The sequence below is a fragment of the Dyella sp. ASV21 genome, assembly GCF_016428975.1.
Lineage (GTDB): Bacteria > Pseudomonadota > Gammaproteobacteria > Xanthomonadales > Rhodanobacteraceae > Dyella.
Genome location: NZ_JAELTT010000040.1, coordinates 1 through 24,079 on the forward strand (window position 1 = coordinate 1; position 24,079 = coordinate 24,079).

Below are 24,079 nucleotides of genomic sequence, written 5' to 3' on the forward strand. Positions count from 1 at the left end.
GCCCTGCACTAGGCTTGCCACAGTTCGACAACCGCGGTCCCTATGTACGCCCAATGCCCCGATTGCCTGACCGTGTTCTCGCTGAACACGGAAACGCTTGCGCAAGCGCGCGGCCAGGTCATGTGCGGACATTGCGGCATCGAGTTCGACGCACTCGCCACCCTGGTGGACCAGCTGCCGCCCGAACCATTCGAGTACCTCGCCCCCCGCATGCCCGAACCGCCGCCGCGGCTGGAGCTGGCAGTCTATCGCCCGCAGCCGCCGGCCGAGCCCGAGGTGGCGACCGCCGTCGCAGGCCTCGCGGATGCGCCCGCCGGCATCCGCGACGACGTGGAAGATTTCAGCACCCTGGTCGTCACTCCGCGTTTTGCTCGGCCACAGGAACCGCGGGCCCGTCGCTGGCCGTGGATCAGCGCCTGCCTGCTGTTGCTGCTGGCATTGGGCGGCCAGATCGCCTGGGCCAAGCGCGACGCATTGATCGCCGACGACACGGTCGGCCCGGTATTGCGCGACGTCTGCGCCAGCCTGAGCTGCCGCTTGCCCCTGGTGCAGGACACCGCGCGCCTGACCTTGCTGGCCCGCGACGTGCAGTCGCACCCCTCGGTGCCTGGCGCCCTGCTGATCACCGCCAGCCTGCGCAACGACGCCTCGTTCGCCCAGCCGTTCCCGGTGGTATCCATCACCTTGTCCGACGCCAACGGCAAACGCCTGGCCATGCGCCGCCTGCGCCCCAGCGAATACCTTGGCGATGCCGGCGTGCAACAGCGCGGCCTTGGGCCCGGCGCCAGCGCCGCGCTGATGCTGGAAGTGGAAGACCCCGACGGCAAGGCGGTCGCTTTCGAATTCGGTTTCGAATAGCCGTCCATTCGACGGCACCCATCCGACCGGGCTACACCCGTCATAGCCGTCGCCAAGGCCCTGCCGGTTCACGCATAGGCCGTGCCATGTCCCGGGTGATTTGTCCATACGCCATTTCACTGAGCCCGTCCAGGTGGGCATCGTTCACGCAACGGGGACTTAAAATTGTTGGCACGCGAGGGTAAACTCGCCCCTTCGTCTTGTGCTGCACCCGGCGTTCCATGCGAGCCGCCGCCCGCGGTATTGCCATAATCAAATGCAACGGCCCACGTAGTCGTTGCGGTAGAACGTGAGGGGAAATGCCCGTGAATGCCGTCAGACTGCCTGTCAACGAAGCGACTTCGGAAGCTTCGTCGCAGAGCGCGTTGAGCGAATGCGTCAGTCGCACCGTCCGCCGTTACCTCGCCGACATCGGCGATACGGAGTGTGGCGAGGGCTTGCACGCGCTCGTGATCCGCGAAGTCGAAGGTCCCCTCCTGCGCGAGGTGCTCGCCTGGCACGACGGCAACCAGAGCCGCGCCGCCGCGGTGCTCGGCATCAACCGCGCCACCCTGCGCAAGAAGCTGGCCGCACACGGCCTGCTGTGATTCCAAAGCGCGGCGTCGCCGCGCTTGCTGTCGCACCACCAGAACAACGTCGTCATGCCCGCCCCCGTTTCGATTCGCGCCGCCAGCAACGCCGACGAACCTCGTATTACGGAAATCTGGGAAGCCGCGGTCCGCGCGACCCATGACTTTCTGGCCGAGGACGACCTGGTGTTCTTCCGCTCGTTCCTGCCGTCCATCTTTGGACGGCTAAACGTGCGCGTTGTCGAACGCAGCGGCTGCGTCGAGGGCTTTATCGCCACCGCCGGGCACCATGTGGAGGCGCTGTTCGTGAACCCCGCGCTGCACGGCCAGGGTCTGGGACGCCAGCTGCTGGACGCGGTCATGGCGGAAGCATCGCCCGGCCCTGCCTGGACCGTCGACGTGAACGAGCAAAACCCGCAAGCCACCCGTTTTTACGAACGCTACGGTTTCGTGCGCATGGGCCGCTCCGAACAGGATGCCAGCGGTCGCCCGTTCCCATTGCTGCACCTGGTGCTGCGCCGCTAAGCCCCTTCGGACGGCCAAACGCGCGGGCGCGGGAGGGCTGGGGTTATAATTGCGGTCTTTCCCCCAGGAATCCGCCTCATGTCCGCCGTTGCCCTGGCACCGATCCGTCGTGCCCTGCTTAGCGTTTCCGACAAACAGGGCCTGCTCGACCTCGCCCGCCGGCTGTCCGCCAAGGGCGTCGAGCTGCTCTCCACGGGCGGTACCGCCAAGGCCTTGCGCGACGCCGGCATTCCGGTAAAGGACGTGAGCGACGTCACCGGCTTTCCCGAGATCATGGACGGTCGCGTGAAGACGCTGCACCCGAAGGTACATGGCGGCCTGCTCGGCCGTCGCGGTACCGACGATGCCGTGATGGCCGAACTGGGCATCGGCGCCATCGACCTGCTGGTGCTCAATCTGTACCCGTTCGAGCAGACCGTGGCCAAGCCCGACTGCACGCTGGAAGACGCCATCGAGAACATCGATATCGGCGGCCCGGCCATGCTGCGCTCGGCGGCCAAGAACTGGAACGACGTGGGCGTCCTCACCTCGCCTGACCAGTACGAAGAAGCGCTGGCCGAAATCGAAGCGCACGGCGGCCTCACCCGCGCCACCCGCTTCACGCTTGCGGTGGCCGCCTTCAATCGCGTGTCCAACTACGACGGCGCGATCAGTGACTACCTCTCCGCCCTGCAGCTCAACGACACGCTCGACGCCATCGCCGGCCACGACGCCTTCCCGGCGCAGGCCAACGGTCGCTTCGTCAAGCTGATGGACCTGCGCTACGGCGAGAACCCCCACCAGCAGGCTGCGTTCTACCGCGACCTGTACCCCTCGCCCGGCACGCTCGCCACGTTCCGCCAGCTGCAGGGCAAGGAACTCTCGTTCAACAACATCGCCGACTCCGATGCCGCGTGGGAATGCGTGCGCAGCTTCACCAAGCCGGCCTGCGTGATCGTCAAGCATGCCAACCCCTGCGGCGTGGCGGTGAGCCTGGACGGCATCGGCCGCGCCTATGACCTGGCGTACCAGACCGACCCCACCTCGGCCTTCGGCGGCATCATCGCCTTCAACCGCGCGGTGGATGCCGCGACCGCGCGCGCCATCGTCGAGCGCCAGTTCGTGGAGGTGGTGCTGGCGCCGGGGTACGAAGACGAAGCGCTCAAGATCTTCGCCAAGAAGGTCAACGTGCGCGTGCTGGAGATCCCCGTGCCGGCCGGCGGCGACCTCAGCGCGCCGCATCCGGGCAACGACGTGCGCCGCGTGGGTTCGGGGCTGCTGATCCAGACCGCCGACCGCGCCATGGTCAAGGCCGACGACCTGAAGATCGTCACCAAACGCGCGCCGACACCGGCCGAAGTGGATGACCTGATCTTTGCGTGGAAGGTGGCCAAGTACGTCAAGAGCAACGCCATCGTCTATGCCAGGAACCGCCAGACCATCGGCGTGGGCGCAGGCCAGATGAGCCGCGTGTACAGCGCCAAGATCGCCGGCATCAAGGCTGCCGACGAGAAGCTGGAAGTGGCCGGCTCGGTCATGGCGTCCGACGCGTTCTTCCCGTTCCGCGACGGCATCGACGCGGCGGCGGCGGCGGGCATCCGCGCGGTGATCCAGCCGGGCGGTTCGATGCGCGACGCCGAGGTGATCGCTGCGGCGGATGAGCACGATATCGCGATGGTGTTCACAGGCATCCGCCATTTCCGCCATTGATCGAACCCGCCCCGTTTCCCGGTAGGGAGCGGGGCTTGGTGGGTATTCATCACACGGCGTCATTGACGCCGTCGTCCCTGCGAAAGCAGGAGGCGCTTTTCAACAGCCGAAGGGCTCACCCCGTGCCTTTGGCTCTTGGTGCTAGCCATGCGGCGATCTGGCCGCCTGCGCCGCGGGCGTTTCGATCGCTTGCCAGCGATCGAGTCACCTTTCTTTGCTGACCCAAAGAAAAGTAACCCAAAGAGATGGCCTCTCAGGCTCGCAGCGATGGGGTGGAAAAAGCCTTCGGGCTTGAGGGACCCGACTGGGTGGCAACCTCCGCCGCAACACAGCGGCTACACCGCGGCGCGCCGTGACCAAGCGGACTTAAAGCGGGCAGGCGCGATATCGTCGCACCGGGGCAAGCTCGTGCGATGACGTCATGGGCAAGGACAAGCCACGCCCCCTCAGCGCACCACCTGTGCCTGCTCCGCCGCCTCGCGCGTCACCTCCTCCGGCCGCGCCGCATAACGCCGCGCCAGCACCGCGCAAGTCATCAGCTGTATCTGATGAAACAGCATGATCGGCAGCACGATGGTGCCCAGCGGATGGCCGGCGAATAGCACCTTGGCCATCGGCACGCCGCTCGCCAGACTCTTCTTGGAGCCGCAGAACACGATGGTGATTTCATCTGCGCGGCCAAAGCCCAGTGCGCGCGAACCGTAACGCGTCACCACCAAGGCCACCGCCAGAAGAATCGCGTTGACCACCAGCAAGCCGATCAGCACGGTCAGCGGCACCTGCTTCCACAAGCCCTGCAGCACCGCCGCGCTGAAGGCCGTATACACCACCAGCAGGATCGAACCCTGGTCGACATAGGTCAGCATGGCGCGATGACGGCCCACCCAGCCGCCGATCCAGCGCTGCGCCACCTGACCGGCCACGAACGGCACCAGCAATTGCATCACGATGCCGCCCACGGCATTCCACGACATACCGCCCTGCCCATGCGATTCCAGCATCACGCCCACCAGCAGCGGCGTGATGAAAATACCCAGCAGGCTCGACGCCGACGCCGCACAGATCGCCGCGGGAATATTGCCGCGCGCCATCGAGGTAAACGCGATGGACGACTGCACCGTGGAGGGCAGCGTGCACAGGAACAGCACGCCAAGGTACAGATCCGGGGTTACCAGCGGGGAAAGCAGCGGGCGCAGCAGCCAGCCCAGCAGCGGGAACAACACAAACGTGCTGGCAAGCACCGTCAGGTGCAGGCGCCAATGCGTCATGCCGGCCACCACCGCTTCGCGTGAAAGCTTGGCGCCATGCAGGAAGAACAACAGCGCAATCGCAGCGTCGGTAAGCACTTCGAATAGGCTGGCGGCCGCGCCACGACACGGCAGCAAGCTGGCCAGGATCACCGTGGTGATCAGTGCGCAGGTAAAGCGATCCGGTAGAAAGCGACGCAGAAACATGGCGTTGGGACCATCGAGCGGGAGAGCACTATTGGAGCGCCGCCGGATTAATTATTCAAATCGTTTTATCGGAAGTATTGATACTATAAACGCATGAATATCAACCTGCGCCAGCTCCGCGTGTTCCTGGCCGTGGCCCAGCAGCAGCATTTCCGGCGTGCGGCGGAGAGCCTGCACCTGAGCCAGCCGGCGGTGAGCCGGCAGATCGCCGAGCTGGAGGCCGAGCTGGGCGTGCGCCTGTTCGATCGCACCACCCGCGAAGTGGTGCCCACCGAGGCCGGTCGTTACCTGGAAAGCGCGGTGGGCCGCGTGCTGGACGAGCTGGAAGGCGTGCTCGGTCATCTGCATTCGGAAAGCGAGCGCCGCCGCGGCAAGGTGCATGTGGCCTCGGTACCCACGCTCTCCGCCGGGCTGATGCCCCTATGCATCGCCGACTGCGCGCAGCGCTATCCCGAGCTCACCATTCAATTGCATGACCAGGCGCAGACGCTGGTGCTCGATAGCGTGCGGGGCGGCGAGGTGGATTTCGGCGTGGCCATTGCACCGGCCGCCAGCGCGGAGTTCGACGTGGAGCGCATCCTGCGCGACCCCTTCGTGCTGGTGTGTCGCCCCGACCACCCGCTGGCGCGGCTGGAGCGCGTGCCCTGGCAAAAATTGCGCGGCGAACCGCTGGTGTTGCTCGACTACTCCTCCGGCAGCCGTCGCCTGATCGACCACGCCTTCGCCAGCCGCGGCATCGAGGCGAACATCGTGCAGCAAACCGGCCACACCCTCACCGCCTTCCGCATGGTGGAAGCGGGCCTGGGCATCAGCGTGAGCCCCGCGCTTTCGCCCCCGCCGCCCAGCCTGATCACGCGACCACTGTCGCCGCTGGAGCATCGCGATATCGTGCTGATCAAGCGTCGCCAACGCTCGCTGTCACCACTGGCTGCCCTGGTCTGGGCGCGTTTGCGCGAGCGGTCCGCGCAACGCTGAGCCTCGCCGCTCACGCCATCTTGCGCGCGCGCCGCCTACCCTCGCCTGGATCGACGGAGGGCCAGCCCCATGCGTTACCAGCTCTACTACTGGACCGGCATCCAGGGCCGTGGCGAATTCGTGCGCCTGGCCCTGGAGGACAGCGGCACCGACTATCTCGACGTCGCCCGCGAACAAGGCGATGCGGTGATGATGTCGTTCCTGCGGGGCACGCAACCGGGCGCGCGGCCGTTTGCGCCACCGTTCCTGCGCGCGGGGCGGCAGGTGATCGCGCAGACCGCCAACATCCTGGCTTTTCTCGCGCCCCGCCACGGCCTGGTGCCGGCGTCGGCCGCCAGCCAGTGCTACGCGCTGCAGCTGCAACTCACCATCAGCGACATCGTGGCCGAGGTGCACGACACGCATCACCCGGTATCGGGCGAGCTGTACTACGCACAGCAGCGCGCCGAGGCGCGTAAGCGTGCGGCGGCCTTTCGCACGCAGCGCATGCCCAAGTACCTGGGGTACTTCGAACAGATCGTGGCCAGCAACGATGGACGCCACGCGCTGGGTCGACGCCACTCGTATGTGGACCTCTCGCTGTTCCAGTTGATGGCCGGGCTTACCTACGCTTTCCCTGGCGCCATGAAGCGTCTCAAGCGACGGCTACCGCACTTGCACGCACTGGGTGAGCGCGTGGCGGCGCGCCCGCGGCTCGCGGCCTATCTTGCGTCCGAGCGGCGGCTGCCCTTCAACGAAAACGGCATCTTTCGCCATTACACCGAGCTGGATGGCTAGCGCGCTAGCGCGCGCCGATCAGAACACCGCGATAATCACGGCACCCGCCACGATCAGCGCACCGCCAATCGCCAGCGGCCAGCTCATCGTCTCGCCCAGCAACAGCACACCCAGCAGGATGGCGATCGCCACGCTGAGCTTGTCAATCGGCGCCACCTTGCTCACCGGACCCAATTGCAGAGCGCGGTAGTAGCACAGCCACGACAAGCCGGTCGCCACGCCGGACAACACCAGGAATACCCAACTGCTCACCGGCAGACCGGTGGGCTTCGCCCATTCATGGCGCAGGCTGAGAATGCCGGCGGTAACCAGCAGGATCACGATGGTGCGGATGAAGGTGGCGAGGTTGGAGTTGATCCCCGCCACGCCCAGTTTGCCGAACAGCGCGGTGAGCGCGGCGAAGAACGCCGAGCCCAGAGCAAACAGCAGCCAGCTTTCGCGCAGGTTCACGCCTGCTCCGCCAGCCGCGGCGCCTTATTGACCGCCATTGTCCTGGTCGTCGGCGGACTTGCCCTTGCCCCACTCCATGACCTTGTACATCACCGGCTTCACCGGCTCGCCGGCCGCATTGGTCCAGGCGCCCTTCTGGTCGACCATGAAGGTCTGCGGGATGCCGCTCTTGGGCGTCACCACCACCATGTAGAGCTGGCCGCTGCGACGGTATTCCTGAATGGTCTGATCGCCCTCGGTGCGCACGTTCACCGTCGGCGGCGCGTCACCGCGCGCGTCGCGCGGCTGCGGCGCGGAGGCGCCGGCCGGCTGGCTGAGTGGCGCGGAGTTATCGGCGGTCGGCTGGTTGGCCTTGCTGGCCGGCGCGTTGGCCGGAGTCGGCGGCGGGGTCACCGCTTTCACGCCCGGATCGTTCATGCCCGGCGGCGGCGGTGCGGGCGGAAACTGGCTGGCGGACTGCGCAAACGAAGGAGACGCGACCGCCATACCAAGCGCGATAAGCAGGGAAACGGATTTCATGACGACGGCCTCTGCTGAATTTCACAAAGCATAGCAGCGCCACCCGATGCGGCTCGTGAATCGAGAGTGATCGAAGGACACGCCGCGCGGGCGCGGCCACGTGCCCCGCCAACGCATGCGACAATCCCCCGCATGGCCAAGCTCATTCTCATCGACGGTTCGTCCTACCTCTATCGCGCCTTCCACGCCCTGCCGCCGCTCAGCAACGCGCACGGCGAGCCCACCGGCGCACTGTTCGGCGTGGTCAACATGCTGCGCTCCACGCTCAAGGCCAAGCCCGACTACGTCGCCTTCGTCAGCGACGCGCCCGGCCCAACCTTCCGCAACGCGCTGTACGACCAGTACAAGGCCAACCGGCCGCCGATGCCCGACGACCTGCGCGCCCAGGTGCAACCCATGCTCGATATCGTGAGCGCACTGGGCTTCCCCATCCTGCGCGTGGACGGCGTGGAAGCGGACGACGTGATCGGCACGCTCACCGAGCAGGCGCACGCGCAAGGCATCGAGGTGGAGATTTCCACCGGCGACAAGGACCTCGCGCAGCTGGTCCGCCCGGGCATCACGCTAGTCAACACCATGACCAACGTGACCACCGACAGCGCCGGCGTGATGGACAAGTTCGGCGTGCCGCCGGAACAGATCGTGGACTTCCTCGCCCTCACCGGCGATACCGTGGACAACGTGCCCGGCGTGCCCAAGTGCGGCCCCAAGACCGCCGCCAAATGGCTGGCCGAATACGGCTCGCTGGATAACCTGATGGCCAACGCCGACAAGGTCGGCGGCAAGATCGGCGAGAGCCTGCGCGCGGCGCTGCCGCAGCTGCCGCTCTCGCGCGAACTGGTCACCATCAAGACCGACGTAGCCCTGGAACAACCGGTGACGGCGCTTACCCTGCACGAGCGTCACGTCGCGCAGCTGCGTGAGTTGTACACGCGCTACGAGTTCAAGCAGGCACTGAAGGAACTGGACGGCGCCAGCGCCGGTGCGGCGCCCAGCCCCGAAGTCAGCCGCGCACCCGCCCAGGGCACGCTGCTGCAGAACGAGCCCACGCTGAACATGGCCGGCCAGTACGAACTGGTCACCACCCAGGCGCAGTTCGACGCATGGCTCCTCAAGGTCACCCACGCACCGCTGGTCTCCTTCGATACCGAAACCACCTCCATCGACGCCATGCAGGCCGACATCGTGGGCCTGAGCCTCTCGGTAGAGCCGGGTCACGCGTGCTACGTGCCGCTGGCCCACGATTACCCGGGCGCACCCCAGCAGCTTTCGCGCGATCACGTGCTGGCCGCGCTCAAGCCGTTCTTCGAAGACCCCAGCCGCCCCAAGATGGGCCAGCACGCCAAGTACGACATCAACATCCTGTCGCACTACGGCATCGCACTGCAGGGGTTGAAGCACGACTCAATGCTCGAATCCTACGTGTGGAACGCCACCGCCACACGCCACGACATGGATTCGCTCGCCAAGAAATACCTGGACGTCGACACCATCAAGTACGAGCAAGTAGCCGGCAAGGGCGCCAAGCAGATTCCGTTCTCGCAGGTGGACCTGGATACCGCCTGTCGTTACGCGGCGGAGGACGCGGATATCACCTTGCGCCTGCACCACGCGCTATGGCCCAAGCTGGAAAGCATCCCCGCGCTGCAGGCGGTGTACGAAAACATCGAGATACCGCTGGTGCCCGTGCTGGCCGCCATGGAGCAGCGTGGCGTGCTGATCGATGTGAGCGAACTGCGCATGCAGAGCCAGCAGTTGGGCAAGCGCATGCTTGAGCTGCAACAGCAGGCATGGAAGGACGTCGGGCGCGAGTTCAATCTCGATTCGCCCAAGCAGTTGCAGGCCATCCTGTTCGACGAACTGGGTCTGCCCGCCAAGCTCAAGACGCCCACCGGCCAGCCCTCCACCAACGAAGAGGCGCTGGAGGCCATTGCCGACGATCACTCGCTGCCGCGCCTGATCCTCGACTATCGCGGCCTCGCCAAGCTGCGCTCCACCTATACCGACAAGCTGGCCGAAATGGTCAACCCGCGCACCGGCCGCGTACACACCAGCTACCACCAGGGCGCGGTCGCCACCGGGCGTATTTCCTCCAGCGACCCGAACCTGCAGAACATCCCGGTGCGTACCGAGGAAGGCCGCCGCATTCGCCAGGCCTTCGTGGCGCCCGAGGGCTGGGTGGTGCTGGCGGCGGACTATTCGCAGATCGAGCTGCGCATCATGGCCCACCTGTCCGGCGACGAAGGCCTGCTCAAGGCGTTCCACGAAGGCGGCGACGTGCACCGCGCCACCGCCGCCGAAGTATTCGGCCTTACGCCCGAGGAGGTCAGCGCCAACCAGCGCCGCGCCGCCAAGGCGATCAACTTCGGCCTGATGTACGGCATGAGCGCCTTCGGCCTGGCCCGCCAGCTCGGCGTGGACCGCGGCGAAGCCAGCGATTACATGGCGCGTTACTTCGCCCGCTACCCCGGCGTGCACGCCTTCATGGAAGCCACACGCGAGCGCGCGCACCGCGAGGGCTACGTGGAAACCCTGTTCGGCCGCCGCCTGTATCTGGAAAACCTGCAGTCACGCAATCAGGCGCTGCGTGCCGGCGCCGAACGCGCCGCGGTGAACGCACCGATGCAGGGCACCGCCGCCGACATCATCAAGCGCGCCATGATCGCCGTGCACGACTGGCTGCGCGACCGCGACGACGCCCACATGCTGATGCAGGTGCACGATGAACTGGTGTTCGAGGTGCGCAAGGACGCGGTGGATGCGGTACGCGCAGGGGTGATCGAGCGCATGTCGGGCGCCGCCGAGTTGTCGGTGCCGTTGGTGGTGGATGTGGGCGTTGGAGCCAATTGGGATCAGGCGCACTGAGGGTGCGTTGATTCGGCTGGGCGCGACCGGGGTGTTTTCTGCACGCTGGGTCGCGCTTGCTTTCGCGGGGATGACGGCGAGGGAGAGGACAAGGTGCGGACGCGAGACGCCCAACCGGCGCCGAGCGAGCCCACCACGCCGCATCCCCTCTAACCCATCCCCTTATGCCAGCACCTGAGCCCCTCCCCGCACCAGCTATCATGGGCGGATGAGCACTCCCCATTCCCCCCTCCCCATCATCCGCCTCAAAACCGACCGCGCCCCCGGCCACCCCTGGGTGTGGTCCGCCCAGGTCATCAAGCCCGAGACCCGCCTGCCCCCCGGCAGCGTGGTCGACGTGGAAGACGCCAAGGGCCGCTTTGTCGGTCGCGGCTTCTGGAACGGGCATGCGCGCATTGCCCTGCGCCTGCTCACCACCGACCCGGCCGAAGCGGTCGATGCCGAGTGGATCGCCGCACGCATCGACCGCGCCGTGACGCTGCGCCAGGAACTGCTGCAGCTCGACCGCGTGAGCGACGCCTGGCGCGTGGTGCACAGCGAAGGCGACGGGCTCTCGGGCCTGGTGGTGGATCGCTATGCCGACATCCTGGTGATCGAATATTTCGCTGCCGGCATGTGGCGCTTCCGCGAGGCCATCCATGCCGCGCTCAAGCGCCACTTCCCCGACGCGCGCCTGTACTGGTTCGCCGAGAGCCACGTGCAGAAGCAGGAGTCGTTCGACTGCCGCTCGCCCGATGCCCCCGTGCCGGTGGAAGTGCACGAGCACGGCCTGCGCTTCCATGCCGCGCCGGGCTACGGTCACAAGACCGGTTTCTTTGCCGACCAGCGCGAGAACCGCCATCACTTTGCGCGCCTGGCCAAGGGCCGGCGCGTGCTCGACCTGTGCTGCAACGCCGGCGGCTTCGCCGTGCACGCCCTGGCAGCGGGAGCACGCGAGGCCATCGGCGTGGACATGGACCCGGGCATCCTGGAGATCGCCCGCGCCAATGCCGCCGCCAACGATGTGCCGGCCACCTTCGAGCAGGCCGATATCTTCGACTGGCTGCGCGCGGCGGTGGCGCGTGGCGAGCAATTCGATGCGGTGATCCTTGATCCCGCCAAGCTCACCCGCGATCGCACCCGGGTGGTAGATGCGCTGAAAAAGTATTTCGCCATGAATCGCCTGGCGCTGGACGTGATTCCGCCCGGCGGCCTGTTGCTGACCTGCTCGTGCACGGGCCTGGTGAGCGAGGCGGATTTCCTGGAAATGCTGCGTCGCGTGGCGCTCAATGCGGGCCGCGAAATTCAGGTGCTCCACGTGGCCGGCGCCGGTGCCGACCATCCGTTCCGCAGCGACGTGCCGGAAGGTCGCTATCTGAAAGCGGTGTTCTGTCGCGTGATGTAGTGATGGCCATCGCCTGGAGGCGCGCATGCTCGATGTTGTCGAAACCCTTCGTGACTACAACGCCGGACGCGATCCCGAGCGTCTCGAACGCAAGTACGCCGCGATGCGGCGCGACCCGTTCGTGTTCCTGCGCGGCAGCTGCCATCGATTCTATGCGCGCCTGCCCGAAGCCAAGGTATTGGCCAAGGCGCCGCTCACCTGGGTGTGCGGCGACCTGCACCTGGAAAACTTCGGCAGCTACAAGGGCGACAACCGCCTGGTCTACTTCGACCTCAACGATTTCGACGAGGCGGCGCTGGCACCAAGCAGCTGGGAACTGATCCGCCTGCTCACCAGCGTGCATCTGGCCGCCGGCAGCCTGACCTTGAGCAAAGCCCAGGCCAACCACCTGTGCGGCTGTTTCCTGGATGCCTACGTGGAGGCGCTGCGCCTCGGCAAGGCGCGCTGGATCGAGCGCGATACCGCGCAAGGCATGGTTGGCGACCTGCTCGACAGCCTGCGCGGCCGGCTGCGATCGCACTTCCTCGACAGCCGCACCGAACGCAAGGGCAAGCGCCGCAGCATCCGCCTGGATGGCAAGCGCGCGCTGCCGGTCACCGACAAGCAGCGCGACAAGGTCACCGCGTTGATCGGCAAGATCTGCGCCCACGAGCCCGACCCCGCGTTCTATAAAGTCATCGACGTGGCGCGCCGCATCGCCGGCACCGGCAGTCTGGGCGTGGATCGTTACTCCATCCTGGTCCAGGGCAAGGGCTCGCCAGACGGCAACTACCTGCTCGACCTCAAGCAGGCGCTGCCCTCTTCCCTCGTTCCCCAGCTCAGCGTGCCGCAACCGGACTGGGCCAGCGAGGCCGCGCGCGTGGTCGGCGTGCAGCAGCGCATGCAGGCGATTTCGCCGGCGTTTCTGCGGGCCGTGAGCATGGGCCGCAAGAGCTATGTACTGCGCGGCCTGCAACCCACCGAGGATCGCGTGGCGCTGGCCGACTGGCATGGCAAGTTCGAACGGCTGGAGGGCGTGCTCAGCGCCATGGGGCGCCTTACCGCCTGGGCACAACTGCGCAGCAGCGGCCGTCAGGGCTCGGTCACCGCCGACAGCTTGATGGCCTTTGCCGAAAAACGGCGCTGGCCCGTGCAGCTGCGCGAGCTGGCCCTGGAATGCGCCGAGCGCACCCGGCGCGATTGGCAGGCCTTCGCCAAGGCCTACGACAAAGGCGCGTTTAGGCCATAGCCCGGGCCGATCCCGGCTTCTGAGACGCCAGCGCGTACACTTGGCGCCCTGTGCTCCTGGGTATTGCCATGTCTTTGACCGACCTTTTACTGATCGTGCTCGTCCTCGCCGTGTTGGCGCTGATCGCCCTGCAGGTGATGAACCTGCTTCGCGGCCGCGACGATGGCAGCCTCACCGCGCGCCTGGACGCGCTCAAAGACGACAACCGCCACCTGCGCGACGCGCTGGCGCAGGAGCAGCGCGCCGGACGCGGCGAGATCACCCAGTCGCTCACCCAGTTCCGTGGCCTCGTACAAGAGCAGCTCGGCAACATGAGTACGCAGCAGCACGAGCGCATCGGCCACTTCGGCCAGCGCCTGGATGTGCTCACCGAACGCACCGACGCCGGCCTGCAGGCGCTGTCGCAGCGCTTAACCGAAGACGCACGCCGCAGTCGCGAGGAACTCACCGTCGCCCTCAACCGCTTCGGCGAACAACAGCAGCAGCGCCTCAGTGCGCTCACCGCCGACAATGAAAAGCGCATGGGTGAAGTGCGCGCCACGCTCGAAACCAAGCTCAAGGCGATGCAGGACGACAACGCCGCCAAGCTGGAACAGATGCGCGCCACCGTGGACGAAAAGCTGCAGACCACGCTGGAAACGCGCCTGGGCCAGTCCTTCGCCCTGGTGTCCGAGCGCCTGGAGCAAGTGCAGCGCGGCCTGGGCGAAATGCAGAGCCTCGCCACCGGCGTGGGCGATCTCAAGCGCGTGCTCACCAACGTGAAGACGCGCGGCATCCTGGGCGAGGTGCAGTTGGCCGCGTTGCTGGAGCAATTGCTCACCAACGATCAGTACGATGCCAACGTGGTCACCATTCCCGGCAGCAGCGACCGCGTGGAATTCGCCGTGCGCATGCCTGGCGCCACCGAAGGCGGCCAGCTCTACCTGCCTATCGATGCCAAATTCCCGGTGGAGGATTACCAGCGCCTGCTCGATGCCCAGGAGGCGGCCGATATCGATGCGGCCACCCAGGCTGGCCGCGCACTCGAAACGCGCGTGCGCGAGGAGGCCAAGCGCATCCGCGGCAAGTACGTGGCTCCTCCGCACACCACCGACTTCGCGGTGCTGTTCCTGCCCACCGAAGGCCTGTATGCCGAAGTCATCCGCCGCCCCGGCCTGTTCGAAGCCTTGCAGCGCGATTTCCACGTCACCGTGGCTGGCCCCACCACGCTCACCGCCCTGCTCAACAGCTTGCAGATGGGCTTTCGCACACTCGCCATCGCCAAGCGCAGCAGCGAAGTGTGGACCTTGCTCGGCGCGGTGAAGACCGAATTCGGCAAGTTTGGCACCGTGCTGGAAAAGACCCGCAAGAAGCTCAACGAAGCCAGCAACGTCATCGAGCAGGCCAGCGTGCGGACGCGCGCCATCGAGCGCAAGTTGAAGGGCGTTGAAACCTTGCCCGGCAACGAAGCGCAGCAACTGCTGGCCGACGCCCCCGCCATCGACGACAGCGGCGATGAAGAGAACGAAGGCTGAGCGCTAGCTCAAGCCGAGGCGCTGACCAGGCTACCGCTGCTACCGCTACCTTCGGCCAGCAGCGCCGTGCTCAACGCGGATACCGCCGACTCCAACTGCCCCATGGTGGTGGTCATTGCCGCCTGCAATGCGGTCACACGCGCCAGGTTGGCGGGATCTTTGGCCTGCGGGCCAGACGTGGCGGCATGCAATTGCTGTTGCTGCTGGGCCAGCATTTTCTGTAGCTGAGCGATTTCGCGCAGCAACGCTTGCACCGTGGGGCTCGCGGCACTGGTGCTGCCGTCGCTGCCACCGTTGGCGCTCGCGCTGTTGGCCGGCGACTTGATCGCGCTGCCTGCCACGCTGACATGCGAGCCCGACGTGATGCCTTCCGACGATGAAGCCGCGCTGGCCGACGCGGGCGCGCCGGCGATGCTCACGGGGATGCTGGAGGTATCCATATGGATGCCGATGCTCATGGCCATTCCTTGTGCATAGTCGCCCGGTAGATCGGCCGCCAGGCCAGAAACTTGAGCGCGTGCATGCCACCAACCGGCCGCCCCGAGGGGCGCTTAACCCCATCGCCAGGCATATCGCGTTTCATCTCATGCACCGGACGTCGGTGCCTGCCAGGAGCCTTCGGATGAATCCGCGCACCCTGTTGCTTGCGGCACTGGCCGCACTCGCCGCCAGCGGCAACGCCGCCGCCGTCGGGCGATTGGTGGACCTGACCGTGTACGACCGCACCAGCGAACAAGCGTTGCCGGTGTATGCCTATCAAGGCCGCTATTACGTGGCCGGCCAACCGGGCCACCGATATGAGATCCAGCTACGTAGTCGCGAGTACGGGCGCCTGCTGAGCGTGCTGTCCGTAGACGGCATCAATGCCATTTCCGGCGATACCGCCGACTGGTCGCAAACCGGTTACGTGCTCGCGCCGCGCGCCAGCGCGCAGGTGCGCGGCTGGCGCAAGAGCCTGTCGGAAGTGGCGGACTTCGTGTTCGCCGATGCCTCCAACAGCTACGCCGAGCGCACCGGCCGACCGGACAATGTGGGCGTGATCGGCGTAGCGGTGTTTCGCCCGCGTGAACTGCAACCCGCGCCGGGCATCGCCATGGCGAAGGCGCAGCAGGCGCCGCCCGCACCCGCGCCTGCTGCGCCGGCCGCACCGGTTGAATCCAGCGCCGCGGCGGCACCGCGTGCCGCCATCATGCCGGTGCCCCCGCCGGTCAGCGCCCTACCCATCGACCGCGGACCGCTGGGCACCGGTCACGGCGAGCGCGAAAACTCCCAGGTGAACTACACCAATTTCCAACGCGCTTCGCGCACGCCCGATGAAATAATCACCCTGTACTACGACACGCGCGAACGCCTGATCGCCCAGGGCGTGCTGCCCCAGGCATCGACGCTGCCCACGCGGCCCGATCCTTTTCCCGGTCATTTTGTTCCCGACCCGCGGTAACTCGCGCCCGCTCGTTCAACTGCCGGCAGGCTGATACATGGCAGCATGCGGGACGCCCGCCGCGTCCCGTAGGAGCCACGCATGTTGGATGCCTTGCCCACCCTGATCCGCGAACTGGAACAGGATCGTTCACTCGAACAGCCCGACCGACTGCGCGAGCGGGTGCAGGCGCTGGATCGCCTCGACGAACTGCTGCAGGCGGGTACGTGTGCGACCGATGGCGCGGACTGGCGACAACGTGGCGAAGCGGTATGGGCGCGGCTGGATCGCGTGCAACAACGCCTGGGCGAAGCCATTCGCCTGGCGATCAAGCAGGGGGCGGGTGGCCATGCGCTGCGCGGCTGGGTCGCGCCGGGCGAACGGGGTCATCCCGGCGACCCGCAAGGCTACGATCACCTCGATGCGCTGGTGAGCGATGTGCTCGCCTTCGAGGAACCCGGCGTACCCCTGCATGCGCTCGACGCGGACATGGTGTTCTACCAACCCACGCCGGCACGCCATGTGTTCGAACTGATCGAGCGCGTGCGCTTCACCCCGGACGACGTGCTGGTGGACCTGGGTTCGGGCATGGGGCACGTGCCCCTGCTGGTGTCGATCTGCACCCGCGCCCACAGCATCGGCATCGAACGCGAACCGGTCTACGCGGAGGCGGCTCGCCGGCAGGCCCAGGCGTTGCAACTGGATCGCGTGGAATTCCTCACCCAGGACGCGCGCGAGGCCGATATCTCGCGCGGTACCGTGTTCTATCTCTACACGCCGTTCAGCGGCGGCATCCTGCGCGAGATGCTGGACAAGCTGGCGCACCAAGGGCGCCAGCGCCCGATCCGCCTGGCCACGCTGGGCCCATGCACCGACGCGGTGGCGAACGAGCCGTGGCTGGAACTGGTGGGCCCACGCGAGGCCCACCGCATTACGCTGTTTCGCTCGCGGGGCTAGCTACCGCCCAGAGCAGTTTTCAGGCGCAGTCTGGAATTGCCGGCGTCCAGGCCATCGTCCGGTGTGGCGTCAGGTGCCTCGCTAAGCAACGCCTGGCTGATCCACGGGGGGGTCGCGCGCGGCCCCGGAACGTAGGGATGCCACGTGCCGTAGTGCTCCTTGGCGGCCATACTGCCCATGGTCAGGCCGAAATTCACCGGCACGCGCACGACCCAATACGGATCATCCATGCGCTCGCCCTCGGTCGGCAGGTTGTACGTCCACAACTTGGCTGCGGAGAGCGAAGCCTCGGCGAACTGCTTGCGCAGCAAGCTCATCTGGCTCTCGCTAGAGTACTGATCCAGGTTCACCTGCTCGGCGATGGCTTCCTGCACCGTGCCATCACGGCCCACGCGCACGAGCAGATAGACGGTAGCGCTCACCCGGGCACTCAGCGCAGCCGCTGGATAGCGCGGCGCGGGCTTGCGTGATTTGTAGCTCACCGTCTCGCCAGATGGCTTCTCCTTGGCGCCGAACGAGGCCCCATCCACGCTCAGCTTGTAGTTGCCATCACCGGCAGGCTTGGCCTGGACGCGCAGGCTCATGTTGCTCTTCACCACCTGTCCGCTTGGTGCGGACAGCGTGAACTCCCAATGCGGCATGACCTTACCGATCACGTCCCGCACCGGCGCCGGCAACCTTTCAGGCCGATCCAGCGTATAGCCATGCAGGCTGCCGTCGGGGTTCACCTCCACCGTGCCGGTCACCAGCATGCTGGCCTCGACAGCACCACTGACACTGTCTGCCTGCGCCAGCCCGGCGGCCGCCCCCAACAAAAGACATAAACTGATGGCGAATCCCGGTTTCATTGCTGTCACTCCCTTGATTTTGGTCGAGTGTAAAGCGGCCGCGTGTCCGGCGTAAGCGCAAGACTTGACGCCCGCACGCGGCGGTGCAGTGGCTGATCGCCCGACCTGTCGCGCCCCACCCGCCCGGAGCTTGACGAGGGCGTTACACTGAAGGGTCTCAAGCCGTACCCGAAGGAACCCGCATGAGCGAGCGTCACGAACCGACCGAAGTCACCCGCGAACAGGCCGAGGAGGCCGTGCGGATTCTGTTGCGCTGGTCGGGCGAGGATCCCAGCCGCGAAGGTCTGCTCGATACGCCCAAGCGCGTGGTCAAGGCCTACAAGGATTGGTTCGCCGGCTATCAGGTCGATCCAGGCGAGTACCTGCGCCGCACCTTTGAAGAGGTGGCCGGCTACGACGAAATGGTCGTGCTGCGCGACATTGAGTTCGAGAGCCATTGCGAGCACCACATGGCCCCCATCATCGGCCGCGCCCACGTGGGCTACCTGCCGACCAACCGCGTGGTGGGCATCAGCAAGCTGGCCCGCGTGGTGGACGCCTTTGCCCGCCGCTTCCAGGTGCAGGAAAAGCTCACCGCGCAGATCGCGCAGTGCATCCAGGACAACCTGCACCCGGCCGGCGTGGCCGTGGTGATCGACGCCAGCCACGAATGCATGACCACCCGCGGCGTGCACAAGCGCGGCGTGTCGATGGTCACCAGCCAAATGCTGGGCGCTTTCCGCGACGATGCCCGCACACGCTCGGAGTTCCTCCAGTTCATCGGCATTCACGGCGGTCGATGAGCTTTAGCCATTGATGTTGCCTATCGAAAGCGCGGACGCCGACGAGCGTCTGCAAGACGTACTGCGCGAAGGCGTCAGCGCCGAAGACCTGCCCGCCGTGTTTCCGCTGCTGCGCGGCCGTGCGTTGCTGCGCGCCTTCAGCGCTTTGTTCCACGGTGGCGAAGCCCAGGTGCTGCTGCGCCTGCTGGTGCTGCGCACGCTGGGTGCACGCGCTCACGCCCCGGAATGGACGCCTGCGGAAATCCGCGACCAGCTCGCTTTCGTCGAGCCGGTCAAGCTGGAAACCGTGGTGCAGCGCCTGAAGGAGCACGAGCTGCTCACCTGGGACAGCGAAACGCTGCGCTACCGCGTGAGCCCGCTGGGCCGCAAGGCGATGGCGGCCGTCAGCACGCTGCTGGAATTTGAACGCGACGACGAAGACGGCCTGGGCTACCTCACCGCCCAGTTGGCCGCAGGGCAGGCTGTGGGCCGCCTTTCCGCCGACGAGCTGGGGCATCTGCTGTCGCGCCTGTCCGAACTGAAGGAAGACTTCGACCGCGCCGTGCTGTCCGGCTCCGAGCACCGCATCCGCCGCGCCGCCGCGCGCCTGGAGTCGGTGTGGACCTGGGTGGAGAAAGGCACCGAAGTGGTCAGCGCCATCGCCGACAGCGACGAGCTGGACCCCGCCACGCACCGTCTCGCCCAGGCCGTGGGCCGCGCGCAGAGCGCGCTGCTGCGTCAGGCCGGTGTGTTCCAGCGCGAACTCAATAAGATCGACCAGCATCGCGTGCACTTGGGCCGTACCGGCCTGTCCTCGTCGGACCTGGTGGCCTGGCTGCGCGCCCAGGGCGCCGAGAAGCTGGCCCTGCATGCGGACGAGGCGCACCTGATGCCCGTGCAGCCCCCGTTCCTGCAGGACCAGATCGCGCTGGACGTGGCTGAATTCGAACTGCTCGAACGCGAGCGCGCCGCCGCCGAAAGCAACGAACTTCCCTCCGCCGAAGCCACGCCGACCACGCACGACCTGCCCATCGACGAGGACGATCTTTCGCCCTTGCTGGCCTGGCACGGCGAACTGGCTGCGGTGACCGATCCGCTGGAGCTGCGCGATGCGCTGCGTGGCGAGGACTACGCGCTCAGCGCATACCGTCTCTCGCTGCTGGGTTTGCTCGGCGACCCGGAATCCTCCGCCCTGCAAGGCCCTACCGCCGACCTGGCACGCCTGCCGTTGCAGTTGGAAATCGAACCACGCCTGATCGACCCAGGCCTGGCGGCGATCGCGCTGGTCAGCGCGGGCCGCCTGCACTCTCGCAAGGACAAACCGCATGCATGACGAAACCGCTGCGCTGGTCGCCCGCCTGCTCTCGCAGCGCTGGCTGCCGCGCGACGACGCCCAGGCGCGCAAGGCGCTGCTGGACGAAGCCTTCCGCGAAGACCTCGACCGCCGCCTCGCCGCCGTTGGCCTGGAGCTGCGCGAACACCCGTACTCGGCATACATCGGGGTGGCCGTCACCCGGGGCGCCGAGCGCCAGGTATTCGGCGGCAGCGACAGCTGGATTTCCAACACCTTGCAGCTCGACCGCGACGCCGTGGCCCTGCTGGTGGTGCTATGGGCGCTGATCGTGCTGCCCAAGCGCCAACGCCAGCTTGACCGCCAGCAAGCCGAAGCCGATGCCTCGCAGACGCTGATGTTCGCCGAGGGCAAGCCGATTTCCCGCGACCCCTCGCTGTCCCCGGTGGTCGCCGAGCGCACCCTGCTGGCCGACTTCGGCGACAAGCTGGGCGGCAAGACGCGCGTGAACTTCAATCTTGGCGTGCTCAGCCGCCACGGTTTCGTGGTGCGTCGCAAAGGCGAGATCGCCGAGGGCCCGCTCCTGGATCTGGTGTTCGATTACGAACGCACCGCGCGACGCATCCTCGATGGCGCGCTGGGCGATCTGCTGGCCGGCATCACGCCGCGCGACGAACCGCCCGGCAGCGACGAACCGCTTTACGACGACACCGAAGAACTGGAAGACAGCGAAGTGATCCACGATGTTTGATTTCCGCAGCCTCGAAGTCATCCACTGGGACTACTGGCAGCGCTTCAGCCTGCCGCTGGATACCAACATCGTCACCGTGGTCGGCCCCAATGGATCGGGCAAGACCACCTTGCTCGATGCGCTGCGCACGCTGCTCACCATCGACTGCGCCGGCAACCGCGACTACAAGAGCTATCTGCGCCACAACGGCAAGCCTTTCGCCTGGCTGCGCGCCCGCGTGGGCAATATTCCGGGGCCGCGTGGCGAGCGACCGTTCTTCCCGATCATGGACAGCGAAGTCACGCTGGCCCTGCGCATCCAGAAGAAAGGCGGCGAGTGGCAGCGCCAGTACGCCGTGCTCGGCGGCGACGTAAGCATCGACGAGATCGAAGCGCGCAACGAATGGCTGGGCCTGCGCGAATACCGCGTGCGCCTGGAAGGCGCCGGGCTGTCGCAGGCGATCCGTCGCGTGCTTACCCTGGAACAGGGCGCCACCGACAAGTTGTGCCAGCTGCCACCCAAGGCGCTGCTGGACCTGGTATTCGACGTGTTCGGCGACAAGAGCGTGCTGGAGGACTACCAGCGCGCGCGCAACGAACAGATCGAAGCCGACCGCGAACTGCACGGCCTGGAGCACCAGCTCTCGCTGATCGGCGTAAGCCTGCAGGAAGCCGAAGGCCGCGTACGCTCCTGGCAGGAGTGGGATGCGCTCAAACGCGAACACGCCGACCTGGTGGCCGAAACGCTGCCGCGCACCGAACTGGCCGAACTGCACGCCGCCATCCGCGGCGCGCGCCCGCAATTGCTGGGCCTCAAGCGCAAATGCCGCGACCTCTCCGCGCGCGACGTGGAGCTGCAACTGCAGTTGCAGGCGCTCGACGCCCAGGAAGAAGCCTTGCGCGGTGAGCAGCACAGCGCCGACCAGGCGCGCCAACAGGCCAAGGCCCAACTGGACGAAGCGCGCAGCGCCGAAACCGCCAACGCCACCGTGCTCAAGCAGGAACAACATCTGCGCAAGCTGGTCGCCGAGCAGGACGGTGCCGATCACGAACAGCAAGGCAAGCGCCTGGTCGAGGCACGCAGCCAGCTGGGCCGCCTGCAGGCCGACGAAACGCGCCTGCGCGAACAACTCGCCACGCTTACCGCGCAGCTCAGCGCCTGGCGTCGCGGCCAGCGCTACACGCCGGAGTTCGAGCAAACGTTCCGCCGCGCGCTGGACGAGGCCAACATCGGCCACAGCATGCTGAGCGAGATCGTGGAGATCACCGAGCCGCGCTGGCAGGCCGCGGTGGAAGCGGTGCTGGCCGGGTATCGCCATGTGGTGCTGCTCGATCATCCGCGCGATCGCGAAGCCGCGTGGCGCCTGGGCGAACAGCATCGCTACAAGCACTTCGTGGTGGCCGAGCGTGCCCCTACCACCACGCCCACGCGCGGCTCGCTGCTGGAAGTGGTGGACTTCAGCGCACCGGCGCCAGAATGGCTGCTGCGCCAGCTCGACCGCATTCGCCGCGTCGAAGACGTGGCCGACGGCGCCAAGCTGGGCAAGGAACAGGACTGGATCACCCCGCAGGGTTACTTCCGCGAGCGTCGTGGCGGCCGTCACCTGGGCGTGGACGATGTGTACTTTGGCAGCGCCGCACGTGAGCGCCAACTGCGCGAAGGCGAGGATCGCCTGCAGCAGATCGAAAAGCAGCTGCGCGCGCTTAGCGAAAAGCGCAAAACGTTCCAGGAAGAAGCCAGCGACGCCGAAAGCTTGCTGCGCGGCGCCAACGCCAGCGGCCAGCTCGCCGACCGCGCCGATGAATTCGCCGCCGCCCACGAAGCGCAGGCCGCCCTGCAGGACGACGTGCAGCGTTGCGCCGACAGCTACGCCGCCGCCGAAGCGCATTACGAGGCGGTGCGCGAAAAGCGCCAGCAGAACTCGCGCCAGCGCGACAACGAGGCGCGCGAACACAAGCAAGCCCAGCAACAACTGGCCGATAGCGCGCGCCTGTTCAACCAGTCGCGCAACGAACAGATCGACCGCCTCAAGGCCTTCCGCCACAAGCGCAACCACGTACGCCCCGCCCACCGCAGCCGCCGCGCCATGCTCGAACTGCGCGAGCGCTACGAATCGCCCGCCGCCGTACGCCGCGAGATCGAACGCATCGAGCGCCGCGTGAACGAAGGGCACTGGGAAACCGACGATGGCTGCCTGCCGCTGCGCGACAAATTCGCCAACGACCACGACGGCCTCAAGCAGGATCTGCAGCGCCGGCGCGTGCACCTGGAGCGCGCCGCACGCATCACCCACGAAGCGCGCGGCGCCTACCTCAACGTGCTGCGCAATACAGTCAAGCGCTACGCCCGTAACCTGAAGGTGCTGGCAGACCTGGCCGGCATCGGCGTGGAAGTGGAGCTGCCGGAACTGTCCAACGAGGACCTCGCACTGGCCCAGGCCGGCCTCACCGTACGCTTCGAGTTCGACAAGAAGGGCTGGATCGGCATGGACGACGGCGAAGCCTCCGGCGGCCAGCAGGTAATGAAGTCGCTGCTGTTGCTGGTGGCGCTGATGCGCGACGAGGATCGCCCGGGCGGCTTCGTATTCATCGACGAGCCGTTTGCGCATCTGGACATCTTCAACATCGACAAGGTGGGCGCCTTCCTCAAGTCCACCCGCGCCCAGTACATTCTCACCACCCCGGCCACGCACAACATCAACGTGTTCCAGCCCAGCGACCTCACCCTGGTCACCAGCAAGCGCCGCCCCGGCGCCACCTGGGCGCAGCCGCTGGCAGTACTACGCCGCCGCACCGAGGCCGCCTGATGCCGCGCAGGGCCGCCCTCGCCGCCCTGCTGCTGTTTCCGCTCTGTGCACTTGCCCAGAGCACGCCGCAGGAATACCTGCGGCAGTTCGATACCGATGGCGACGGGCGCGTAAGCGAGGCGGAGTACGTGGCGCACATGAGCGAAGGGTTCTATCGCCTGGATGTGAATCACGACGGGGTGCTGACACCGGATGAATTGCCCGGGGGGCATGGCAAACCCATCACGCTCAAGCAGTTCCAGGATAATTTGCGCCGGCAGTTCCATAAGCTCGACCGCAATCACGATGGGTATCTGGATGCGCGTGAATTGGCGCAGCCACCCCAGGGATAAGGGTGGCTCGCGCTTGGCGCGGCGAGCTTTCCATTCGGTGCTTTTGTGGGATGGCGCGTTGGATTTTTGATGCTTTTGGCCGGGGTCGCCAGGGTGCCGCGCGAGCGGCAACCACCCCGTACTGCAC

At 66.7% G+C, this 24,079-nt stretch carries 22 protein-coding genes; 17 read left to right on the forward strand and 5 right to left on the reverse strand.

Annotation, left to right across the window (positions count from 1 at the left end):
- The first annotated feature begins 42 nt into the window (after positions 1-42).
- The 4 genes from JHD67_RS13765 to purH all read left to right on the forward strand — a co-directional run bounded on the left by JHD67_RS13765 (position 43) and on the right by purH (position 3,641).
- Positions 43-858: a zinc-ribbon and DUF3426 domain-containing protein gene (locus JHD67_RS13765; protein ID WP_199099835.1), complete on the forward strand. Its 816-nt coding sequence runs from the start codon at positions 43-45 to the stop codon at positions 856-858.
- A gap of 299 nt (positions 859-1,157) precedes the next feature.
- Positions 1,158-1,445, forward strand: a complete 288-nt coding sequence (locus JHD67_RS13770) for a helix-turn-helix domain-containing protein (RefSeq protein ID WP_199099836.1) — start codon at positions 1,158-1,160, stop codon at positions 1,443-1,445.
- 54 nt (positions 1,446-1,499) lie between these two features.
- The gene (locus tag JHD67_RS13775; RefSeq protein ID WP_199099837.1) at positions 1,500-1,952 is read left to right on the forward strand and encodes a GNAT family N-acetyltransferase; all 453 of its coding nucleotides are present in this window, start codon (positions 1,500-1,502) and stop codon (positions 1,950-1,952) included.
- Positions 1,953-2,030: 78 nt separating this feature from the next.
- On the forward strand, positions 2,031-3,641 hold the full coding sequence (purH, locus tag JHD67_RS13780) for a bifunctional phosphoribosylaminoimidazolecarboxamide formyltransferase/IMP cyclohydrolase (protein ID WP_199099838.1): 1,611 nt from the start codon (positions 2,031-2,033) through the stop codon (positions 3,639-3,641).
- 446 nt (positions 3,642-4,087) lie between these two features.
- Here the strand turns inward: purH and JHD67_RS13785 are convergent, their stop codons facing one another.
- Positions 4,088-5,095 (reverse strand): bile acid:sodium symporter family protein, encoded by a 1,008-nt coding sequence (locus JHD67_RS13785; protein ID WP_199099839.1) that lies wholly within the window; start codon positions 5,093-5,095, stop codon positions 4,088-4,090.
- A gap of 93 nt (positions 5,096-5,188) precedes the next feature.
- Between JHD67_RS13785 and JHD67_RS13790 the strand changes: the two genes are divergently transcribed.
- Entirely contained in the window at positions 5,189-6,070 is an 882-nt protein-coding gene (locus JHD67_RS13790) for a LysR family transcriptional regulator (RefSeq protein WP_199099840.1), read from the forward strand.
- Positions 6,071-6,139: 69 nt separating this feature from the next.
- Entirely contained in the window at positions 6,140-6,847 is a 708-nt protein-coding gene (locus tag JHD67_RS13795) for a glutathione S-transferase (protein WP_199099841.1), read from the forward strand.
- Between the two features lie 18 nt (positions 6,848-6,865).
- Here the strand turns inward: JHD67_RS13795 and JHD67_RS13800 are convergent, their stop codons facing one another.
- Entirely contained in the window at positions 6,866-7,297 is a 432-nt protein-coding gene (locus JHD67_RS13800; protein WP_199099842.1) for an EamA family transporter, read from the reverse strand.
- 24 nt (positions 7,298-7,321) lie between these two features.
- Positions 7,322-7,816, reverse strand: a complete 495-nt coding sequence (locus JHD67_RS13805; RefSeq protein WP_199099843.1) for a DUF2782 domain-containing protein — start codon at positions 7,814-7,816, stop codon at positions 7,322-7,324.
- Between the two features lie 132 nt (positions 7,817-7,948).
- Here JHD67_RS13805 and polA point away from each other — a divergent pair, with 132 nt between their 5' ends.
- The 4 genes from polA to rmuC all read left to right on the forward strand — a co-directional run bounded on the left by polA (position 7,949) and on the right by rmuC (position 14,807).
- Entirely contained in the window at positions 7,949-10,681 is a 2,733-nt protein-coding gene (gene polA / locus JHD67_RS13810) for a DNA polymerase I (RefSeq protein ID WP_199099844.1), read from the forward strand.
- A gap of 208 nt (positions 10,682-10,889) precedes the next feature.
- Positions 10,890-12,065, forward strand: coding sequence for a class I SAM-dependent rRNA methyltransferase (locus JHD67_RS13815; protein ID WP_199099845.1), 1,176 nt, complete (start codon positions 10,890-10,892; stop codon positions 12,063-12,065).
- A 25-nt stretch (positions 12,066-12,090) separates the two neighbouring features.
- Positions 12,091-13,293: a DUF2252 domain-containing protein gene (locus JHD67_RS13820; RefSeq protein ID WP_199099846.1), complete on the forward strand. Its 1,203-nt coding sequence runs from the start codon at positions 12,091-12,093 to the stop codon at positions 13,291-13,293.
- A gap of 68 nt (positions 13,294-13,361) precedes the next feature.
- Complete coding sequence (rmuC, locus tag JHD67_RS13825; RefSeq protein ID WP_199099847.1) at positions 13,362-14,807, forward strand: DNA recombination protein RmuC; 1,446 nt, start codon at positions 13,362-13,364, stop codon at positions 14,805-14,807.
- Positions 14,808-14,815: 8 nt separating this feature from the next.
- Here the strand turns inward: rmuC and JHD67_RS13830 are convergent, their stop codons facing one another.
- The gene (locus JHD67_RS13830) at positions 14,816-15,265 is read right to left on the reverse strand and encodes a hypothetical protein (protein ID WP_199099848.1); all 450 of its coding nucleotides are present in this window, start codon (positions 15,263-15,265) and stop codon (positions 14,816-14,818) included.
- A 164-nt stretch (positions 15,266-15,429) separates the two neighbouring features.
- Here JHD67_RS13830 and JHD67_RS13835 point away from each other — a divergent pair, with 164 nt between their 5' ends.
- The gene (locus JHD67_RS13835) at positions 15,430-16,248 is read left to right on the forward strand and encodes a hypothetical protein (protein WP_199099849.1); all 819 of its coding nucleotides are present in this window, start codon (positions 15,430-15,432) and stop codon (positions 16,246-16,248) included.
- Between the two features lie 81 nt (positions 16,249-16,329).
- Positions 16,330-17,184 (forward strand): methyltransferase domain-containing protein, encoded by an 855-nt coding sequence (locus JHD67_RS13840; protein ID WP_199099850.1) that lies wholly within the window; start codon positions 16,330-16,332, stop codon positions 17,182-17,184.
- Here the strand turns inward: JHD67_RS13840 and JHD67_RS13845 are convergent.
- A complete protein-coding gene (locus JHD67_RS13845; protein ID WP_199099851.1) occupies positions 17,181-18,032 on the reverse strand; it encodes an energy transducer TonB in 852 nt (283 codons plus the stop codon). The genes JHD67_RS13840 and JHD67_RS13845 overlap by 4 nt on opposite strands.
- 182 nt (positions 18,033-18,214) lie before the next feature.
- On the opposite strand from JHD67_RS13845, the gene folE reads away from it, so the two are divergent.
- Genes folE through JHD67_RS13870 form a run of 5 tightly spaced genes read left to right on the forward strand, consistent with a single transcriptional unit; the run spans position 18,215 to position 23,952 of the window.
- The gene (folE, locus tag JHD67_RS13850) at positions 18,215-18,814 is read left to right on the forward strand and encodes a GTP cyclohydrolase I FolE (RefSeq protein WP_199099852.1); all 600 of its coding nucleotides are present in this window, start codon (positions 18,215-18,217) and stop codon (positions 18,812-18,814) included.
- Between the two features lie 13 nt (positions 18,815-18,827).
- Entirely contained in the window at positions 18,828-20,126 is a 1,299-nt protein-coding gene (locus JHD67_RS13855) for a hypothetical protein (RefSeq protein ID WP_199099853.1), read from the forward strand.
- Positions 20,119-20,835: a hypothetical protein gene (locus tag JHD67_RS13860; protein WP_199099854.1), complete on the forward strand. Its 717-nt coding sequence runs from the start codon at positions 20,119-20,121 to the stop codon at positions 20,833-20,835. The genes JHD67_RS13855 and JHD67_RS13860 overlap by 8 nt, the downstream gene beginning before the upstream one ends.
- Positions 20,828-23,620 carry an AAA family ATPase gene (locus JHD67_RS13865; protein WP_199099855.1) on the forward strand — a complete coding sequence of 931 codons (2,793 nt, stop codon included), beginning with the start codon at positions 20,828-20,830 and terminating at the stop codon, positions 23,618-23,620. The genes JHD67_RS13860 and JHD67_RS13865 overlap by 8 nt, the downstream gene beginning before the upstream one ends.
- Complete coding sequence (locus tag JHD67_RS13870; protein WP_199099856.1) at positions 23,620-23,952, forward strand: EF-hand domain-containing protein; 333 nt, start codon at positions 23,620-23,622, stop codon at positions 23,950-23,952. The genes JHD67_RS13865 and JHD67_RS13870 overlap by 1 nt, the downstream gene beginning before the upstream one ends.
- Positions 23,953-24,079: the final 127 nt, after the last annotated feature.

Excerpts from the sequence above, each read along its gene's own strand:
- JHD67_RS13820 (WP_199099846.1), top strand. The coding sequence starts at position 12,091 with ATGCTCGATGTTGTCGAAACCCTTCGTGACTACAACGCCGGACGCGAT.
- polA (WP_199099844.1), top strand. The coding sequence starts at position 7,949 with ATGGCCAAGCTCATTCTCATCGACGGTTCGTCCTACCTCTATCGCGCC.
- JHD67_RS13845 (WP_199099851.1), bottom strand. The coding sequence starts at position 18,032 with ATGAAACCGGGATTCGCCATCAGTTTATGTCTTTTGTTGGGGGCGGCC.
- JHD67_RS13865 (WP_199099855.1), top strand. The coding sequence starts at position 20,828 with ATGTTTGATTTCCGCAGCCTCGAAGTCATCCACTGGGACTACTGGCAG.
- JHD67_RS13790 (WP_199099840.1), top strand. The coding sequence starts at position 5,189 with ATGAATATCAACCTGCGCCAGCTCCGCGTGTTCCTGGCCGTGGCCCAG.
- JHD67_RS13805 (WP_199099843.1), bottom strand. The coding sequence starts at position 7,816 with ATGAAATCCGTTTCCCTGCTTATCGCGCTTGGTATGGCGGTCGCGTCT.
- JHD67_RS13870 (WP_199099856.1), top strand. The coding sequence starts at position 23,620 with ATGCCGCGCAGGGCCGCCCTCGCCGCCCTGCTGCTGTTTCCGCTCTGT.
- JHD67_RS13830 (WP_199099848.1), bottom strand. The coding sequence starts at position 15,265 with ATGAGCATCGGCATCCATATGGATACCTCCAGCATCCCCGTGAGCATC.
- JHD67_RS13795 (WP_199099841.1), top strand. The coding sequence starts at position 6,140 with ATGCGTTACCAGCTCTACTACTGGACCGGCATCCAGGGCCGTGGCGAA.
- purH (WP_199099838.1), top strand. The coding sequence starts at position 2,031 with ATGTCCGCCGTTGCCCTGGCACCGATCCGTCGTGCCCTGCTTAGCGTT.
- JHD67_RS13775 (WP_199099837.1), top strand. The coding sequence starts at position 1,500 with ATGCCCGCCCCCGTTTCGATTCGCGCCGCCAGCAACGCCGACGAACCT.
- JHD67_RS13835 (WP_199099849.1), top strand. The coding sequence starts at position 15,430 with ATGAATCCGCGCACCCTGTTGCTTGCGGCACTGGCCGCACTCGCCGCC.
- JHD67_RS13815 (WP_199099845.1), top strand. The coding sequence starts at position 10,890 with ATGAGCACTCCCCATTCCCCCCTCCCCATCATCCGCCTCAAAACCGAC.
- folE (WP_199099852.1), top strand. The coding sequence starts at position 18,215 with ATGAGCGAGCGTCACGAACCGACCGAAGTCACCCGCGAACAGGCCGAG.
- JHD67_RS13765 (WP_199099835.1), top strand. The coding sequence starts at position 43 with ATGTACGCCCAATGCCCCGATTGCCTGACCGTGTTCTCGCTGAACACG.
- rmuC (WP_199099847.1), top strand. The coding sequence starts at position 13,362 with ATGTCTTTGACCGACCTTTTACTGATCGTGCTCGTCCTCGCCGTGTTG.
- JHD67_RS13855 (WP_199099853.1), top strand. The coding sequence starts at position 18,828 with ATGTTGCCTATCGAAAGCGCGGACGCCGACGAGCGTCTGCAAGACGTA.
- JHD67_RS13860 (WP_199099854.1), top strand. The coding sequence starts at position 20,119 with ATGCATGACGAAACCGCTGCGCTGGTCGCCCGCCTGCTCTCGCAGCGC.
- JHD67_RS13840 (WP_199099850.1), top strand. The coding sequence starts at position 16,330 with ATGTTGGATGCCTTGCCCACCCTGATCCGCGAACTGGAACAGGATCGT.
- JHD67_RS13785 (WP_199099839.1), bottom strand. The coding sequence starts at position 5,095 with ATGTTTCTGCGTCGCTTTCTACCGGATCGCTTTACCTGCGCACTGATC.
- JHD67_RS13770 (WP_199099836.1), top strand. The coding sequence starts at position 1,158 with ATGCCCGTGAATGCCGTCAGACTGCCTGTCAACGAAGCGACTTCGGAA.